Origin of the sequence: Hydrotalea sandarakina, assembly GCF_003254115.1 — a bacterium.
GTDB classification, from domain to species: Bacteria; Bacteroidota; Bacteroidia; order Chitinophagales; family Chitinophagaceae; genus Hydrotalea; species Hydrotalea sandarakina.
Genome location: NZ_QKZV01000005.1, coordinates 235920 through 254573, shown reverse-complemented (window position 1 = coordinate 254573; position 18654 = coordinate 235920). Strand labels below are relative to the sequence as shown.

The following is an 18654-nucleotide window of genomic DNA, read 5'->3' as shown; positions in this document are numbered from 1 at the left end:
ATGAAGAAAATTGCATACTACATATTTTTTTTAGTGCTACTATCACATTGTTTTTTTACCAAGCTAAATGCTCAAAACAACAACTCGCCTTATTCAATTATAGGAATTGGCGACTTGGAACAAAGTTATTTAGATCGTACATCGGGAATGGGACATGCCGGGGTGGCCCTTTCCGGTGCAAGAGCTCAATATATGGCTAATCCGGCTTCATTAAGTATGTTGGATGAGCATTTTTTCAATTTTGAAATTGCCGTTCGTTACAGAGGTGTAAATTATTATGGTCAACCTATTGATATTGTAAACAATAACCAAAGCTCAGATATTCAATTCAAAAGGATTGCCATGGCCATAAAAGTTAGACCTAAGTGGGCAATTGGCTTTGGTTTATCGCCCTTTAGTACTGCCAACTACTCTTTTTATGCCAATAAGGTGGTTCAAGGTACACCACAAACATTTTCGGCCTATTATACAGGTACCGGAAGTACGAATTTGTTTTACATAACCAACAGCTATAAATTTTCAGATCATTTTTCAGTTGGCTTACAAGCTTCTTATTTATTTGGTCAATTAGGGCAAACAGAAACCATTTCAGGCACAGGATTAGACAGTAATTTGGTAACCAATAAGAATACTTATTTGAATAACCCGTACTTGAAATTTGGTATGCAATACAGAACTAAAATTGCTAAAAAATGGAAATTAGCCATTGGTGCTTCGGGTTCATTACAAACCAAACTTAACAGTGTAACCTCATTATTGGTTACAGATGGTACCACTACATTAATTAATAACCCGCAGTATAGTGTTGGTTATTTTACTTTACCTGATATGTACACAGCAGGCATTGCGCTTACTTATAAAGAGGATTATACGTTTGCTGCAGATTATACTTTTCAAAATTGGCAAAGCCTGAATTACAGAGGACTTTCTTATAATTTGGTAAACAGTAGCAGGTTAAATCTGGGTTTTGAGTATAGTAAGAAAAATACTTATCGTGATTTAAAAGCAGAAAAAACATTTTATCAGGCAGGATTTTTTGCCGGCAAATCATACGTAAATGTATCCGGTCAGCAAATTGATAATATTGGTGGAACCGTAGGCATTGGCTTTAATGCGCTTCGAAGTTCATTAACAGGTCAAGTAAGTTTAGAGGGGGGTGTTCGTGGTACAACCATCAATGGTTTAGTGCAAGAAGATTATTTGCAGGTAACCTTTATTTTAGGATTTCGTGAATTTTGGTTGCCCCGTCATTTTAGAAGATATGACTAATTCCAATCTTTTACTTTATTTTCTTTGTTGAAATAATAGTATTTTCATGGTTAGCAATGTAAGGGTGCTTAAAATTTTACCATGAAGTACATTTCTTTATCCGTTTTATTTTCATTTTTCTTCATAGCCTGCAGTCATTCGGCCGATACAAATGAAAAACCAAACAATCATTCACTACCCATTGATACGGTTTGGTATGGGAAAACAACCGGCAAACTTCCTGCCTTTTTGTATGGTGACGGTACCGACAGATTAGGTGGTGCTACAATGGGCTATATTGATACAGGTGTTATTTGCAAAGTAATTGGCAAAACACAAAAATTTTTTCAAGTACAATTATCGCAATACCACACTGCTTTAATTGATACAGCAATGATTTTAGCCGATACAACTATTCAATACAAACCTACCGTATTAAGTGGTTCATGGAAAGCCTGGGGTACCGATAGTTGTTATGATATTGTGTCTATTTATCTTCCTCAAAAAGTTCCTTATACATCGCACATGGAGTTAAATCCATCCGCTATTAAAATTCAACTGTATGGGGTGCAGAGTAATACCAATTGGATTACCCAATTACAATCGTTGAAAGAAATCAAAAATCTGTACTATCGTCAAACCGAAAATGATGTATTGGAAGTAACCATTCAATTAAAACATGCCCAACATTGGGGTTATAGCATGGGTTATGAAGGCCATAAGTTGCTGATAAAAGTTAAACGTCAACCCCCTATTGTTACCTTATCTCATTTAACAATTGCCATAGATGCCGGACATGGTGGCACAAATTCAGGTGCTTCCGGAACTGTATATGGATTAGTTGAAAAAAATTATACATTATTATTTGCCAAAGAGCTGGAAAGGCAATTAAAATTGGCACATGCGAAAGTAATTATGACCAGAACAAGCGATACAACGTTTGATAACAAGGACCGAATATTGTTTTTACAACAAAAAAATCCTGATGCATTAATTAGCTTGCATTTCAACTCAGCCGATGATGCAAGTGTAAATGGGGTAAGCACTTATTATAAACACATTGGCTTTAGGCCGCTTAGTACATTTATTTTAAAAAGCATGTTGGCCATTCATTTAAATGAATTTGGCAATGTAGGAAGTTTCAACTTTGCTTTGAATGCCCCTACAGATTTTGTGAACTGTTTGGTTGAAATTGCTTTTTTAAGCAATAAAGCCGATGAAACCAAAATTAAAAATCCTGCATTTCGAGTGGCAGTAGCTCGACAAATTGTTGCCGGTTTAAAAGATTGGCTAATGTATGCGGCAACTGAAAAAAATTAGCATTTTACCGCAAGTTAGATTGCTTTAATAAAACCTGTAAAGCATTTAAATTGGCCTTGTTGTAAAAGGCATTCATTACACTTTTCTTTTCGGCTGCGGTTAAATGGAAATTTAAAGTTGCGGCAGCATCAGTTTTAGAGGCCAAATACTGGAACGATAAACTATAAAAATGCGGCCCATAACTTTCTGCAAAATAGTCTAATGAATTGTGTTGATAATAATCTTGAAAACGGTACCAATTATATTGCAGTATGAGCAAGGGTTTGGTTAATAAACTTAATAAACTGGTATTGTCATAAGGATTTTCCCAGTCATCAATACTACGATCACGAAGTTCAATAACAATTACTTTTTGTGTATTTTCTTGAAGCCAATCTTTAAATACGTTTAAAAAACGTAGGGTGAGTTCTTGACCAAAGTTATCACGTAAACCGGCATCCATTACATCAATAATAGGTTTTGAAGGCAGCCATACATTAGGTAATACTATTGGGAATGTGGCATTCATTCTAAGTGCAGATAATACCCTTAAGCTATCACTATTTTGCCGTTTAAAATAGCTGTTAAAATCAATGCCATCGGCATCATAGCTGGTTAAATGAGCTGAGTCGGACAATGGGCGCATTAAAAAACGCGCCGGATGTGTTGCCATAATCATACTTCTGGCATCGCGACTAATGGTAGCATTAAAAAACATAATTGGTATAGTTGCATTGGCTTCGGGCTTAGCATAAGCATAAATGTTTTTATTTAAATAGCCGTGGGTATTTTCATTTAATTTCTCTTCAAAGGCATAACCGCGATCTTTAATGTATTCAAACCCTTCATAATTAAATTTTTGCACCGGGCCAATGATATCTCGTGTTACAAACGATGAAAATAAAGGGTTCAATAAATCTTTGGCAATATCATCAACATAGGCAGGGTTGTATAAGTTGATGTTTTTGTTGCCTAAACGCGTTTGGTAATACAACTCTCTAAAATAGGCAGCACCCAGTAAACCACCCGAAGCCCCATTAATGAATAAGGTATGCTGCATAAGTTGGCCATGTAAGGCACTGTCTATTTTTTGCAAGGTATTCATGGTAAACACAGCACTTCGTAAGCCTCCGCCACTGGTATTAATAATGTACATAATAGGTTTTTCTTCTTTTTGCTTTGCCTTCCATTTGTTTAAAATGTTTAAGTAGTAGGCTTTATCTGCTTCCATTGCACTGTCGCTGCATAGTTGACGAATACTTGAAGCATCATATAATGGACGTTGTGCCTTATTATCATAATTTAAACCATAGGCTTTATTGCGAGGGTCAATTACTCCAATTTGATACAAATAATTCAGTATTAAATAAATAACAATGATTAGCGGAATGCTCCAGCTTTTAAAGAATAAAGAAACAGCACCCGATACTGCAATTAAAATAGCAAATAAAATGGAAATACTGGCTGCTGCAGGTATTTGAAACAATCTGCTGTCGGCACTAAAGCCCAAAACAATTAAAAAAATGAAGGCAATTAATATGGCAATAACAGCGGAAATATGGTGTTTAGAAAAAACATCATCTAAAAATGATTCGTTATAATGCCTAATATCTCTGGGCCGCCGCAATTTAAAACTGGCACTTAAAAACCAGTCAACACGCATTTCTAGTTTGGTTAATGGCAATGCATCTTTATTAATAATAGCATTATATCGTTTGTTTGCTTCGGCAATGCCTTGCTTTATGGTATAATAAATTGTTTTGTCTGCACTAAAAAAATACACAAAGGCCAGTAAAATTGATAGAAATAAACCACCGGTAAATCCTAATGCCGTTAATAATGATTCACCTAAACTTTGTAATTGTTGTTGTTGCGAAAATTGAAGGCCTCTTATAAAATAAAAAACTAAAAAAATAAGCGGTAAAATGGCATTGTTAATGCAATATTTTAAAAAAGGTGCAGCGGTTGTTGCTAAGAATTTAATGTATCGTGCATTTAAAATAAAGGTGGTAATATTCCAACTCATTATAAAAATACCAATGGCAAAACCCACAATGGCAGCACTAAAAGGACTCACTTTATCAAAATATTCAGGTGCCAGAAAAAGTGAATAAGCCCCAAAACTATCCATAAAATATCCGGCCACCGTAGCAAATAAAATGTACCAGAACAATAATAAAATCTGATATTTTCTGAAATGAAGAATAAAAAGCTGTACCGGCAGCGAATACCAAAAACCTATAATGTATTTTTTCATGGGTATTTTTATAAGTAAAGCCATGATAAATTAAGGAGGTTATACACCAACGTGCATGCATTGTCCTTCAATTTATCATTGTGTATTACTTATAAAGTTAATGGCAAACCATAAAATAACCAATTGTTGGTACAAGTGATTTAAGATTGAGCGGGTCTAAACAATAATAAGTAACTATTGGCAATCATGGTGAGTAATAACAACATGCCAATGGTTTGATGTAGTTCAGCCAACCACTCAAATAATCCAAATTTCCCTAATACAATACCTGTACTGCTTAATACGGCTGCAACACCCAATACAACTTGGGTACAAACTAAAATTATTGCCAATTGTTTTGTGAAACTAAACCATTGCGATTGTTTAATATTCGTTGTTTTGGCATACCAAAATATAATTAATATCAGTAAAATGTATGCCAAGGTGCGATGGATGAAATGAATGGTGATTTTATTGAAAAATAAACTTTGTTGTAAAGGACTGTTTCCAAAAGCATCGGGTATCCACATGCCATTAATGGTAGGCCAGGTTGGGGCAGCACTGGCGGCTTTTAAACCTGCCATGAATGCTCCATATAATAATTGTATAAAAAGAATAATTATAATAACGATGGTGAATTTTTTTAATGAAGGATTAACTACTTTTTCGCGCTGTGGCACACGAATCATTAATGCAAACAACAAAGTATAAACAATTAATACCATGGCTGCAATGAAATGAATGGCCAGTTTTATATGGCTTACATATAAGTTTTCATCATTCAATCCACTCTTAACCATAATCCAACCAATTAATCCTTGAAAGCCACCCAAAATAAACAGGCCTATTAATGGTTGAATCATCCACGATTTAATGTGCTTTTTAATAATAAAGTAAACAAAGGGAATAATAAATACAATTCCAATACTTCTAGCCCAAAGGCGGTGAAACCATTCCCAAAAGAAAATGTGTTTAAAATCGCTTAGTGTAAAGTTATAGTTCATGTATTTGAACTGAGCAATTTGTTGGTATTGCTGAAAAGCATGCTGCCATTGACTTTCACTGGTGGGAGGAATAGCACCCATAATTGGGTCCCATTCCGTAATTGAAAGACCTGAACCGGTTAAGCGTGTAATTCCGCCTAAAATTACCTGAACTACCAGCATTGCTACGCCCACAAATAACCAGTTTGATACCCATATTCGCGATTTTTCTTCCTGTTGCATCATGCTTTTAACTTTTTAATTGCGTTGCCGCAAAGGTATTATGCCGGCAGCATTTTTTATTTTTTGATGAAAAGAAATGCATTTTTGCAGGGAAACAGGTGTACAATATGTTGGCAAGTACATTTAGCAATAGTAATATTTATGAAGCAGGCTGCGATGAAGCCGGTAGGGGATGCTATGCAGGTCCTGTGTTTGCAGCGGCCGTTATTTTGCCTGCTCATTTTTATCATCCTTTGTTAAACGATAGTAAGCAAGTAACAGAAAACAATCGCGAAATTTTACGAACTGTAATTGAACAACAAGCCATAGCCTGGTCGGTAGCAATGGTTGATAATGACGAAATTGATAATATTAATATTTTACAAGCTACTTACAAGGCCATGCATTTGGCCATTGACGGCTTATCTGTAAAACCAGAATTGTTATTAATTGATGGCAACCGATTTAAGCCCTATTTAGGCATTGCCCATCATTGCATTGTAAAAGGTGATGGAAAATATGCTGCCATTGCCGCGGCCAGCATTTTGGCCAAAACCCACCGCGATGCATTTATGCTGCAATTACACCAACAGTTTCCTTACTATAATTGGCAAAAAAACAAGGGCTACGGTACGGCTGAACATCGTAAAGCCATTATTCAGTTTGGCTTGTGTAAGTACCACCGAAAAAGTTTTGATATATAAACTCGGGTTATTCTTCCCATTCCCCTGCACCCATACGAACTACTTCATAACCATCATGTGTACAATCAATAATAGTTGATGGAGTTATGCCGCCTATACCACCATCAATTACTATATCTACCAATTTCTCAAAATTGGCATAAATAATTTCGGGGTCCGTATATTCTTCTACTTTTTCGCCGGGTAATGAAGCGCTTAATAAAGGATGGCCCAATTGTTGCACAATAGATAAAGCAATAGTATTATTGGGAATTCTTAACCCAATGGTATTTTTTTTACTTTGCAAAATTTTAGGTACCTGTTTGCTGGCAGGTAAAATAAAAGTATAAGGCCCCGGCAAATATTTTTTTAAAATTCTATACAAAGGCGTATCAATACTTTTTGTGTATTTGCTTAAATCACTTAGGTCGTAACAAACAAAACTAAGTTGTGCTTTCTGTGTATCAATATGTTTTAAACGGGCAATACGTTCAATGGCTTTGTGTTGAAAAATATCGCAACCTAACCCATATATTGTATCAGTAGGGTAAATAATTACGCCACCATCTAACAAACATTCTTTAATAATATTCAAATACCTGGGCTCAGGATTTTGTGGATGTAATTTTAAAAGCATAGTTAAAGTTAATACGTAAAATGCAAATGCTGATATGGTTTATCATGTTTAAATAAGACGTTTATGGATTTAAAAAGCTTGCTTACTTCATTTTGGCGGGCATACATATAATACACCTCAATCAATCATCAATTCTATCAATAATGAAATTATATTTTTGTATTTATTTTTGCAGATAAATCTTGCGTATGCAGTTACAACCGGTTGATGTAGTTAATGAAATTTCGGGTGTTGATTTTCAACAACAATATTATGCGCCTTTAAAACCTTTGGTTATTAAAAATTTGAGCCATCAGTGGCCGGCATATGAAAAATGGAATTGGGATTATTTTAATGCGTTATTAGGTCACCATAAAGTGGCATTGTACAATAACGTAAAAAGTGATGCTTATACACCCGTTAATAAAGCCGACGACTATAAAACCTTTGGAGAATATATTGATATGATTCGCAAAGGGCCTGCCGGATGGCGCATCTTCTTATTTAATATTTTTGAACACGCACCACAATTAATTAATGATTTTACTTGGCCCGATGAATTAATGAAAGGCTTTGTAAAAAAATATCCCATGTTATTTACCGGTGGTGAAGGCTCCATTACCCACATGCATTTTGATATTGATTTAAGCCACATTTTACATACCCAATTCATGGGGCGTAAAAGGGTGTTGTTGTTTCCTTATGAAGAACAATATAAACTGTATAGAAAACCTTTTGAAGTATTGAGTTTAGCTGACTTCAGTAACTATTACAAGGACAATGGATTGCCAAACTATGAAGCTTTCCCGGCTTTAAAACAGGCTAAGGGCTATGAAGTAATTTTAGAACATGGCGATACCCTGTTTATGCCTGCAGGCTATTGGCACCATATGGAATATTTAGATAGTGGCTTTGCCATGAGTTTGCGTGCCTTGCAATCTTCTTTAGCCGGTAAAGCCAAAGGTGTATGGAATTTATTTGGCATGCGTACCATTGATACTTTCATGAAAAAAACTGCTCCAAAGTCTTGGTACAACTGGAAAATAGAACGCATTTACCGCCATGCTGCTCCCTATGTTCAACAACAACCGGTTTTTAGTAATTCATAATCTATGCAACACTGATAATTTCATATCAACAAAAATTTAACTAATTACTTAATGCATTAATATATTTTTATATGTTAATGCATCATTTTTATATCTAAACAAAACCTTATTCAATGAAACAAAAATTACTCCTTTTATTTATTGGTGTAGTTATTGCATTTACAAGTTGGTCTCAATTAGTGGCGGGTAATCAGTTATTAGGACCTTCATTAAGTATTAATTCTAGTAACAATACTTATAATGCTTATGGTAATGGGAAAACCTTTGGTGTAGGGTTAGGTGTTGATTGGATAAAGATGAAAACAAACACGGTTGGCTATGGAGTTGGCTTGAATTATACTTTTGCAAAAAGTAATACTACAGGTTTAACACCGGCCGATTACGCACGGTATCATTACAATAATGTTTCCTTATCTTTTTTTAGAAGAAAATATTTTCCCATACATGAGCAATGGAGTTTGTTTTATGACGCAGGCATTGCCGGTGGGTATAATAATACCAAGTACGACCAATCGGGTAGCTATGCAACAACATATATGTATACTAAATCAAATGTCTATAACATTAGTGCATTTGCTTATCCCGGCATTGCGTACTTTATAAAAAAGAATTTTTTGGTAGATATTTCATTGACTAATTTTTTAACGGCAACATTTTCGCATCAAAAAAATGATGGAGCCAATATTATTGGAAACAACTATCAAACAGCACCCAATATTGGCAATTCATTTGCCTTCAACAGTACTGTAACGGCCAGCAATATTTTAAATGCTATAACCCTTAATTTTAGGTGGATTATTCAGTAAGCAACATAATATTCAAAATAAAAGCCATTACACAACGGTAATGGCTTTTCGTTATATATAAAAATGCAAGATTATGCAATTTCCCATACTTCTCGGCCGCGAAGCAATTTATCTAAATCGCCTTTGCCTTTTGAAGTAATTACCTCTTCAATTTGTAATGCCATTTCATCTTCATAACAAGGCCTTGATGTTTCATAAAAAACACCAAACGGACGTGGAAAATGCGTACCGGTTTTGTGTGGGTCATCAAACATGCGTACTAAAATTTGCGCTTTGTAAAAATCATGTTCATCATGTATCCACAAATCATCGGCAGAAAAATCATTGCCTAATTCAACAACTTCCGGCTGCAAGCCATTTAGGCGAATGCCTTTATTTTTATTAGCACCGAAAATTAAGGGTTTATCCTGCTCTAAATAAAGCCCTTCGTCTAATTTGGTTGCTTTTTCAGTAAAAATTTCAAAAGTGCCATCGTTAAAAATATTACAGTTCTGGTATATTTCTACAAACGATGTTCCTTTGTGTTTAGCAGCACGGGTAAGGGTTTCCTGCAAGTGCTTGGGGTCGCGGTCCATACTGCGGGCAATAAAAGTACCATCTGCACCCATTGCTAAAGCCAGTGGATTAAACGGATGGTCAATACTACCGTAAGGGGTTGATTTAGTTATTTTATGTTCTTCCGAAGTAGGTGAATATTGCCCTTTGGTTAACCCATAAATTTGGTTATTGAATACCAAAAAGTTTACATCAAAATTTCTGCGCAGTAAATGAATGGTATGGTTGCCACCAATACTCATACTGTCGCCATCGCCGCTTACAATCCAAACACTTAAGTCGGGACGTGCAGCTTTCAAACCACTGGCAATGGCAGTAGCACGTCCATGAATGGAGTGCATGCCAAACGTATTCATATAGTAGGGGAAACGGCTGCTACAACCAATTCCGGAAATAATGGCAAAATTTTCTTTAGGAATACCTAAAGTTGGCATTACTTTTTGTACTTGTGCTAAAATAGAATAATCGCCACATCCCGGACACCAGCGCACTTCCTGATCGGTGGCAAAATCTTTGGCGGTTAAATTAACCGGAGCTGCAGTTGCACTCATGGATAAAGATTTAATTGAAAATAAAGATTAACGAATTTACGTAATTCCTATGGCTGTTCATTAAATTTTTTGCAATTCTTCCCAATATTCAGCTCCACGGCGGGTATGAGGTATTACAATAGTTCCGCCCACTATATTCGCCACTGCAAAAACTTCATAAATAGCTTCGGTGCTTATGCCCAATTCTTTACATTTACCCAAATGGTATTTAATACAATCATCGCAACGCAATACCATGCTGGCTACCAAGCCCAACATTTCTTTTGTGGCAGCATCTAATACACCCGGTTCATACGTGTTGGTATCTAAATTCCATAAACGTTTTAATACCAGGTTGTTTTTACTTAAAATAACCTCATTCATCTTTTCACGGTACGCATTAAACTCATTAACTATATGGCTCATAATTCAAATTTTTTGTAAAAATATTGTAAGCAATCGATTGCGTGTTACGAATTAAGTTAAATGTAATGTGCCAAAAAGCATTTTTAGGGCTTTATTGTTTAATTTGCAGCATTAATACGATAGGTTATGAGCAACAATTTATTTCACTTTGGCATGATTGGCTTAGGTACAATGGGTAGGAATTTGTTATTAAACCTTGCCGACCATGGATTTTCGGTAATAGGGTTCGATAAAGATGAACAGAAAGGTGCTGCCTTGTTGAACGAATCAACGCCACAGCATTCGGTTAAAGCGGTGAGTAGTTTAGAGGCAATGGTGCAACAATTAGAGCAGCCTCGTAAAATAATGATGTTGGTACCTGCCGGTAAACCGGTTGATGATGTAATTGAAAGTCTATTACCCTTATTGCAACCCGGCGATATTATTATTGATGGTGGTAATTCGTTTTTTGAAGATACATTACGCCGAACAACCTATTTACAAAGCAAACAATTACACTTTGTAGGAATGGGAGTTTCAGGTGGCGAAAAAGGGGCGCGTTTTGGTCCCAGTATAATGCCCGGTGGCGATGTTGCTGCCTGGAAAAATTTGCAACCTTTATTAGAAGCAGTATCTGCCAAAGTAAATGGTGAACCTTGTGTGGCTTACATGGGAAAAGATGCCGCAGGCCATTATGTAAAAATGGTACACAATGGTATTGAATATGCCATTATGCAATTAATAAGCGAGGTTTATGATGTGTTGAAAACAGGATTAGGCTTAACCAATAGTGAGTTACACCAAGTATTCAAACAATGGAATGAAGGACAATTAAAAAGCTTTTTAATTGAAATTACTGCGCAGATTTTTTTGCAAAAAGACCCCGATACCGGTAAAGATTTGGTAGATGTAATTTTAGATAAAGCCGGCTCAAAAGGTACCGGTAAATGGACCAGTCAGGAAGCCATGAACCTTCCTATCAGCATTCCAACTATTGATATTGCAGTTGCTTTTCGCGATATTTCGGTGTATAAAGATGAACGCGTTGCTGCTGCCAATATTTTTAAACCACAACGTACCCCCATTGCTGTTAATAAAACTGAATTTATTGGGCAGCTCGAAAACGCATTGCAAGCCGCAATTATTATTTGTTATGCGCAGGGCTTAGCTATGTTACACAAAGCCTCTTCTGTGTATAACATGGAAATTCCGCTAAAAGATGTGGTAAAAATTTGGCGCGGCGGCTGTATTATTCGTTCTGTTTTATTAGAAGATTTTTATACGGCTTACCAAAGCAATCCCGATTTGTCCAACATTTTATTAAATACACAGTTGGCTCAATTATTACAAACAAAAGAAAATGCCTTGCGCCAAGTAATTGTACAAGCTGTGCAACATAAAATTGCCGTAGCCGGATTAATGAGTGCATTAGGATATTTAGATGCCTATACCAATGCCCAAATGCCGGTGAATTTAATACAGGCACAACGCGATTATTTTGGGGCGCACACTTATCAACGCATTGATAAACCCGGCATCTTTCACACACAATGGGATTAGTTATTAACAGATACATTATTTTTTCAAAGTTTAATTTTTAGGTTATGTCAAATGAAAATTTGCTTCCACCGCCTACCATCATTTTTATATTTGGAGGTAGCGGTGATTTAAATCAACGGAAATTATCACCCGCCTTATATAATTTGTTTTTAGACGGATATATGCCCGAGAAATTTGCTGTTGTAGGATTGGGTAGAAGCCAATACAGTGATGAAAATTTTAGAGAAAGATTATGGAAGGGTATTGACTTATACAGCCGCAGTAAAAGCGATCCTAAATCACAACAACACTGGGATAAATACAGTCAGAATATTCATTATATTTCAATGGATGGTGAAGACACAACTGCTTACAATAAATTAAAAGAATTTGCAGCAGCTAAACAATCTGAATGGTCTATTAAACCACAAGTTATATTCTATTTGGCAGTAGCCCCTCAATTGGTTCCCGACATTGCAACCAGTTTAGGCAAACTCAATTTAGATGATATTGCTGAATGCGTTCGCATAGTAATTGAAAAACCCTTTGGGCACGATTTGCAAAGTGCACATGAATTGAATGCTTTATTAAAAAGCATGTTTAAAGAAGAACAGATTTACCGTATAGACCATTATTTAGGAAAAGAAACAGTGCAAAACATTCTGGTTTTTCGCTTTGCCAATGCTTTATTTGAACCTATTTGGAACAGAAGGTATATTGACCATGTGCAAATTACCAATGCAGAAACTGTGGGTGTTGAAGAAAGAGGAGGGTATTACGAAAACAGTGGTGCCTTGCGCGATATGGTGCAAAACCACATACTTCAACTAATTTGTATGATTGCCATGGAAGCACCGGTAAGCTTTGATGCCAATGAAATTCGTAACAAAAAAGTTGATGTATTAAATGCTATTAGAAAAATAACCCGCGATCAGGTGCATGAGCATGCAGTAAGAGGACAGTACAGTTCCGGTTGGATGAAGGGCAAGGAAGTGAAAGGCTATAGAGAAGAAGACAATGTAAATCCCAACTCAAATGTGGAAACCTTTGCCGCTGTTAAGTTTTTTATTGATAACTGGCGCTGGCAAGATGTGCCTTTTTATGTGCGCACCGGCAAATATTTACATGAAAAAACAACTACCATTACCATTCAGTTTAAGCAAGCACCAAAGTTTGCTTTTCCACCCGAATCGGCCGATACCTGGCGTCCTAACCGCCTTACCCTGAGCATTCAACCCAATATGGATATTCGCTTGCGTTTTCAGGCTAAAAAGCCCGGGCAGGATTTTACACTGAACCCCGTGGACATGATTTTCAGCTATGCAGATGCCTACGACGGACACGAGCCTGAAGCTTATGAAACTTTGCTGTTGGATGTAATGCAAGGCGATGCTACTTTGTTTATGCGTGATGATCAGGTAGAAGCTGCCTGGAAAATTATTATGCCCATTTTAGAAACCTGGCAAATGCGACCACCGGCCAACTTCCCTAATTATAGTCCTGATAGCTGGGGGCCCGAAGATGCAGAAGCATTAATTGCCCGTGACGGTCATAACTGGATTACTTTACCTGTTGTGCATAAGGAATAACTGCCCAACTAATAAGGTTGATGATTGGCAGGCAGCCATTATAGGTGTTTAAAGTAATACTAACGGAATGGCCTTGTTGTAAAATAAATTTTTGAATTAAAAATAAACGCACCATGCCGCTTCATGTTGAACCCTCAGTAGATGCACTAATGCATACTGTTGCCAATTGGATGGTAGAGTTGATTGCCGATACGCTGAAAAAACAGAGCAGATTTACCATAGCATTGTCAGGTGGTAATACGCCTAAAAGTTTACATCTGTTATTAGCCTCACCAACTTACCGCAATAAAATTGAATGGGATAAGCTGCATTTTTTTTGGGGCGATGAACGCTTTGTTCCCTTTAATGATGAGCGCAACAATGCTAAAATGGCTTTTGATACTTTGTTGAATAGTGTTCCTGTTAAAAAGGAACAAATACATATTATGCAAACGGAAAACATTACGCCGGAAGCTTCAGCTGAAGCCTATGAAGCCATTTTGCATAAATACTTCAATAACCAACCCTTTAGTTTCGATTTGGTTTTATTGGGCATGGGCGATGACGGACATACCTTGTCGTTATTTCCCGGAACAAATGTTATTCATGAAACCCAAAAATGGGTTACATCATTATGGTTGGCTGCTCAAGATATGTATAGGGTTACATTAACGGCACCCATCGTAAACCAATCGGCACATGTGGCATTTATAACTACCGGTAGCAATAAAGCCCATGCATTAAAAGCAGTATTGGAAGGGCCAAGCAATGTAGATCAATATCCTTCGCAAATTATTCAGCCTAAGGGTAGCTTGCATTGGTTTGCCGATGCGGCAGCTACAGCACTACTAACACCTTCTGTTTAAATAAAAACCCGGTTGAATTTTCAAAACCGGGTTTTTTTAAACGCTATGCTATTTACTTTAAAACTTTAGGATGCCTGCTTGTGTTCAGAAGGATGAACCTTACAGGTTTTAATACCAAAAATGGTGTACAAAGGACAAAAGCCCACAAATGAGGTAGCTAAAAATACTGCTGCAATAATAATAATAACAATACCTGCTGTACCGGTAACGGTATGGGTAAAAAACAGAATGGCCAATACTATAGCCACTATAATGCGTATGATGCGATCGGCGGCGCCCATGTTTTTTTTCATATGCTAGGTGTTTTTTTTAATGAATGATTTTCAACAATATTTTGGTTATTTAGTTCGCTAATAATTATCAGGTAAAAAATATTGAATAATGCCGGCTACACCCCATGCCAATAAAGCACATAAAATACAAATGATTAAAAGGCGCAACCAAATTAGCTTCATGTTTCAGTAAAATTATGCAGTTGTTGGGCGGTATAAAATGACTTTAATCATTTGTAAAGGATTACTACCATTTTATCTGCACTGAAAAGTTAAAAACTCTACCTTCCAGCGGTCCCCAAATATCACTGAATACCGGATTGGTATAAGGTGGATAAACCAACTGTCCGTAATTGCCTTGTTTAAAGTTAAATAGATTTTCACAATTTAATACAAATGATATTTTTTTAAAACGATAATTCAGCATGGCAGCAGAAAGTATATAACCTCTGGTGCTACTGCCGTCATCCAAATATTGTTGGCCGGTGTACGATAATTCTAACCCTACTCTAACATTATCTACCGGCTCAATATTGGCCAAAGCTGCAATTTTATGCTTGGCTATCAACGGAAAATTTGGCGCCTGAGCATCATACTGCCGCTTAGTATTGGTATATACGTAACCAAGGTATAATTCGGTTTCATCCTCTCTTGCCTGCAAATAGGTTTCAAAACCGGCAGTAGTAATATTTTGTGCTGCATTATACCAACGCATATTATAGGGGTTCGTTATTGAGTCTAATAGCAGCGGGTGCTGAATGGCGGTATAAAAAAAGCTTTGATTCAAAGTGAACTGCCATTCATCGGTACGCCATTTATAATTAACATCAAAGTTTGCACCAACACTTTTTTCTGCAATGGTACCGGGTTTATATCCTGCCAGGTAACGGTAAAAACGTTCATCTACATCGCCCGAAAATAAAGAAGGAGTTTTATAACCCATGCCGCTACCCAATCGAACGGTAAGTTGCGGGCTAAACCGATACATGAACGATATACGCGGCAATAAAAAATTGCCATATACACTGTGGTAGTCAAACCGCATTCCCGCCTCAGCCGTTAAATGGGAGGTAATTTTCCAATCGTCTTGTACATAGGCACCTATGGTATAACCATTTTCATTGGTTAATAAAGTACTTTCCGGTTGCTTTTTCACAAAGGCATCACCGTTAAAATTTAAGCCGGCAACCCAGTTATGGTGTTCATTTTTTTTGCTGTAAGCCAATTCGCTGTACCATAAATTTTGATGGGCTTCCATGCCAAATAAATCAGTAAGTACCTTACGGTTATATAAACTGGTTGTGCCTTTCAAACTAAGATGTGCTCCGTTGGTTAATTGGTATTCCCAATCTGCGTCAATGGTATTGCGTAAGCTTTTATTTTGAATGAAGAACTGATGGGCTGTGTTCGCTTTTCCCTCTAACACTTGCATATCGCCCCCTTTTCGGTCTTCTGCATTGAGTGTATAACCTACAATGAAGGTGCTATTGGCATTGTTGTAAACAAATATCCGCGGATGTATAAATAAGCTTTTTACATTGGGTACTGTACTAAAGCCATTGTGATAGATATCGACGGCTTCTTGTGTATTGCCACCCGCAAATAAAGTATAGCCCAAATGGTTATTTCGGGCAGATGAAAACAGGTTTACGTTATTTTCCAATAAGGAAGTTCTATTCAATAAAATACTGTTTTCGGGTTGGTTACGTTTCGGCGTTTTAGAAACTAAGTTCATCATACCGGCAATGGCGCCACCACCATATAAAGTAGAAGCTGCACCTTTAATTAATTCAACCTGCTTTAAATCTAAAGGTGGTATTTGTAACAAGCCAAAGCTGCCTGAATAACCGGCAAATAAGGGCATTCCATCGCGCAGTATTTGCGTGTACCTGCCCGGTAGGCCTTGAATACGTAAATCGGCATTGCCGGTAGCGGCATTGGTTTGTTGTACTTGTATGCCTGCCACATCGCCTAATAAACCCAACATATTGCCCGGATTAATTTGCGTTTCTTCCTCAATTTCTTCAGTGCCAATTACTTCTACTCTGGTCGGCAAATCTTCCATTCTTGAATTGGTTTTTGAAGCAGCTACCACTATTACATCGGCTAATTGGTTGGTTGTATGCTGTAAATGTACATGCAGCATTACTTCCCCTTTTCCGGGTAATTGAATAGTAGAATCTTTATTGGCCAAACCGGTATAACTGAAGCGAATTTTTTGTTTTAGTTCAGAGGTGTTTAAACGAAAAATAAAATGCCCGGTGCTATCGGTAATGGTTGTTTGTTTTATCTCAGGCAGTTTAACGGTAACGCCACTTAATGGCTGCGTTCCTGCACTATCTAATACTACCCCACGCACTATTTGCTGCGAAAGGGTTGCTTCATAAAATAGTATGAGTAATAACGTAATATAGATACGTAACATGGGTATTTAAGTTAATAAAGTGGATAAAAGTTTACGGCAGGGATATACCGTTGGTGTTATTGTGAAAACGATATTTTTTAACCTGCATCAACAATCATAATGTGTAGCCGTTTTCAATAAGCATTTTTTGAATGCTGAAACGTTACCATTGCATGGCAGTGTTGCTTAACCAATTATGCGTAAGGGGGGGTGGAATACATTGCCTGCGTAGCCGGTAGAAAGGCCATTAAAAGCAGTAACAACGGTATAGGGTTGTTGTGAAATAAAACAAATGCTATTATTGAAAGTATTTACGTTCTGAAAAAATAAAATAGAAAAACTAATGGCGGCAGTATTGGGTACCGGCAAAAAAGGATGGTTGCCATTGTTGTGTGTTTCCTGTTGTTCGGTGGGGTCAAATCCGGCTAATAATAATTTTTCGCCAATGAATTCTAATAAATTCAAATTGTCGTCTTCTTGCAAGCAGTAATTGTACAAAGCAATAAAACTTCTACCTGCGTTTATATGGTTGGGTAAAGTAACCAATGTATGCAAACTAAAAGCTGTAATTAGGCATAAGGTCATTATTTTTTTTAGCCCATTTAGCAATATTGTTTGCGAATACATATACTATTCAATAGGTTAATTAACCGGGAATACGTGAAATATATTTTTCTATTTCTTTTATCTGATCAACCACCTGCTTGGTTTTGGGCTTACAGGCTTTGGCTTTTCTAAAATAGTCTTTAGCAGCTCTGAATTCGCGCTTGTTCATAAAAATTTGGCACATGCCTAAAAATGCAACAGCTTCACTTTCTTTATCGGGAATACCTAAACGTATAGCTGCACGCATATAACTTTCGGCTTGTTTTAAATCGCCTCTTTGCATAGCCATCATGCCCAATTGTAATTTATTGGCGCCTTCTGCTTCCGGCATGGGGGCACCCAAATCATTACTTTTTTTCAGGTGTTTTTCGGCTGTATCAAAATCCTGGTTCATCATGGCTAAATTACCTTTAATGGTAAAGTAGGTTGAGCGAACAGGTTTGTATAATAAGTTGGGAAACCAAATGGAATTCAATATTTTTTCTACTTCTTCTACATTTCCTTGTTCCATGGGGTCCTGAATTAAACGCAGTGGCCCAATAAAGAAATGGGTAAAAATGGCAATTACAGCCAATAAATACAATACGAAGGCCGGCCAAAAACCACTGGTAATGGTAACTATTACCGCTAAAATCAATGCTAAAATGCCTAGCCAGAATCTATATTTAATAATCAGGTTGTAAAACTTCATACTTGTTTTTTATGGG

At 36.8% G+C, this 18654-nt stretch carries 18 protein-coding genes; 8 read left to right on the top strand and 10 right to left on the bottom strand.

All coding sequences use genetic code 11. The features are described 5' to 3' along the window. Complete coding sequence (locus LX80_RS09415; protein WP_111295592.1) at positions 1-1269, top strand: PorV/PorQ family protein; 1269 nt, start codon at positions 1-3, stop codon at positions 1267-1269. Positions 1270-1350: 81 nt separating this feature from the next. Continuing rightward, positions 1351-2568 carry an N-acetylmuramoyl-L-alanine amidase family protein gene (locus LX80_RS09410; RefSeq protein ID WP_111295590.1) on the top strand — a complete coding sequence of 406 codons (1218 nt, stop codon included), beginning with the start codon at positions 1351-1353 and terminating at the stop codon, positions 2566-2568. 4 nt (positions 2569-2572) lie between these two features. Here the strand turns inward: LX80_RS09410 and LX80_RS09405 are convergent, their stop codons facing one another. Together LX80_RS09405 and LX80_RS09400 are read right to left on the bottom strand one after the other, a co-directional pair. Further along, entirely contained in the window at positions 2573-4804 is a 2232-nt protein-coding gene (locus tag LX80_RS09405) for a hypothetical protein (RefSeq protein ID WP_146250458.1), read from the bottom strand. A 140-nt stretch (positions 4805-4944) separates the two neighbouring features. Further along, positions 4945-6012, bottom strand: coding sequence for a COX15/CtaA family protein (locus tag LX80_RS09400; protein WP_245898031.1), 1068 nt, complete (start codon positions 6010-6012; stop codon positions 4945-4947). Positions 6013-6116: 104 nt separating this feature from the next. Between LX80_RS09400 and LX80_RS09395 the strand changes: the two genes are divergently transcribed. Continuing rightward, positions 6117-6692, top strand: coding sequence for a ribonuclease HII (locus LX80_RS09395; protein ID WP_111295586.1), 576 nt, complete (start codon positions 6117-6119; stop codon positions 6690-6692). A 7-nt stretch (positions 6693-6699) separates the two neighbouring features. On the opposite strand, the gene LX80_RS09390 is transcribed toward LX80_RS09395, so the two are convergent. Further along, positions 6700-7308, bottom strand: coding sequence for an L-threonylcarbamoyladenylate synthase (locus tag LX80_RS09390; protein WP_111295584.1), 609 nt, complete (start codon positions 7306-7308; stop codon positions 6700-6702). A gap of 188 nt (positions 7309-7496) precedes the next feature. Between LX80_RS09390 and LX80_RS09385 the strand changes: the two genes are divergently transcribed. Both LX80_RS09385 and LX80_RS09380 read left to right on the top strand, forming a co-directional pair. Then, positions 7497-8396 carry a cupin-like domain-containing protein gene (locus LX80_RS09385; RefSeq protein WP_111295582.1) on the top strand — a complete coding sequence of 300 codons (900 nt, stop codon included), beginning with the start codon at positions 7497-7499 and terminating at the stop codon, positions 8394-8396. A gap of 113 nt (positions 8397-8509) precedes the next feature. Further along, on the top strand, positions 8510-9202 hold the full coding sequence (locus LX80_RS09380; protein WP_111295580.1) for a hypothetical protein: 693 nt from the start codon (positions 8510-8512) through the stop codon (positions 9200-9202). A gap of 71 nt (positions 9203-9273) precedes the next feature. Here LX80_RS09380 and LX80_RS09375 read toward each other — a convergent pair whose 3' ends face one another. Further along, positions 9274-10308, bottom strand: a complete 1035-nt coding sequence (locus LX80_RS09375) for a 2-oxoacid:ferredoxin oxidoreductase subunit beta (protein WP_111295578.1) — start codon at positions 10306-10308, stop codon at positions 9274-9276. Between the two features lie 60 nt (positions 10309-10368). Continuing rightward, entirely contained in the window at positions 10369-10713 is a 345-nt protein-coding gene (locus LX80_RS09370; protein ID WP_111295576.1) for a carboxymuconolactone decarboxylase family protein, read from the bottom strand. Positions 10714-10839: 126 nt separating this feature from the next. On the opposite strand from LX80_RS09370, the gene gndA reads away from it, so the two are divergent. After that, complete coding sequence (gndA, locus tag LX80_RS09365; protein ID WP_111295574.1) at positions 10840-12252, top strand: NADP-dependent phosphogluconate dehydrogenase; 1413 nt, start codon at positions 10840-10842, stop codon at positions 12250-12252. Positions 12253-12296: 44 nt separating this feature from the next. Beyond that, positions 12297-13820, top strand: coding sequence for a glucose-6-phosphate dehydrogenase (zwf, locus tag LX80_RS09360; RefSeq protein WP_111295572.1), 1524 nt, complete (start codon positions 12297-12299; stop codon positions 13818-13820). Here zwf and LX80_RS14480 read toward each other — a convergent pair. Continuing rightward, positions 13792-13935, bottom strand: a complete 144-nt coding sequence (locus LX80_RS14480) for a hypothetical protein (protein WP_170120427.1) — start codon at positions 13933-13935, stop codon at positions 13792-13794. The genes zwf and LX80_RS14480 overlap by 29 nt on opposite strands. Between LX80_RS14480 and pgl the strand changes: the two genes are divergently transcribed. Continuing rightward, complete coding sequence (pgl, locus tag LX80_RS09355) at positions 13934-14665, top strand: 6-phosphogluconolactonase (protein ID WP_111295570.1); 732 nt, start codon at positions 13934-13936, stop codon at positions 14663-14665. The genes LX80_RS14480 and pgl overlap by 2 nt on opposite strands. A gap of 65 nt (positions 14666-14730) precedes the next feature. Here pgl and LX80_RS09350 read toward each other — a convergent pair whose 3' ends face one another. From LX80_RS09350 to LX80_RS09335, 4 genes are all read right to left on the bottom strand, one after another. Further along, the gene (locus LX80_RS09350) at positions 14731-14958 is read right to left on the bottom strand and encodes a YgaP family membrane protein (protein ID WP_111295568.1); all 228 of its coding nucleotides are present in this window, start codon (positions 14956-14958) and stop codon (positions 14731-14733) included. 226 nt (positions 14959-15184) lie between these two features. Continuing rightward, positions 15185-17362, bottom strand: a complete 2178-nt coding sequence (locus tag LX80_RS09345; RefSeq protein ID WP_111295566.1) for a TonB-dependent receptor — start codon at positions 17360-17362, stop codon at positions 15185-15187. Between the two features lie 165 nt (positions 17363-17527). After that, positions 17528-17926 (bottom strand): hypothetical protein, encoded by a 399-nt coding sequence (locus LX80_RS09340; RefSeq protein WP_111295564.1) that lies wholly within the window; start codon positions 17924-17926, stop codon positions 17528-17530. 61 nt (positions 17927-17987) lie between these two features. Continuing rightward, positions 17988-18638, bottom strand: coding sequence for a tetratricopeptide repeat protein (locus LX80_RS09335; protein ID WP_111295562.1), 651 nt, complete (start codon positions 18636-18638; stop codon positions 17988-17990). Positions 18639-18654 lie beyond the last annotated feature (16 nt).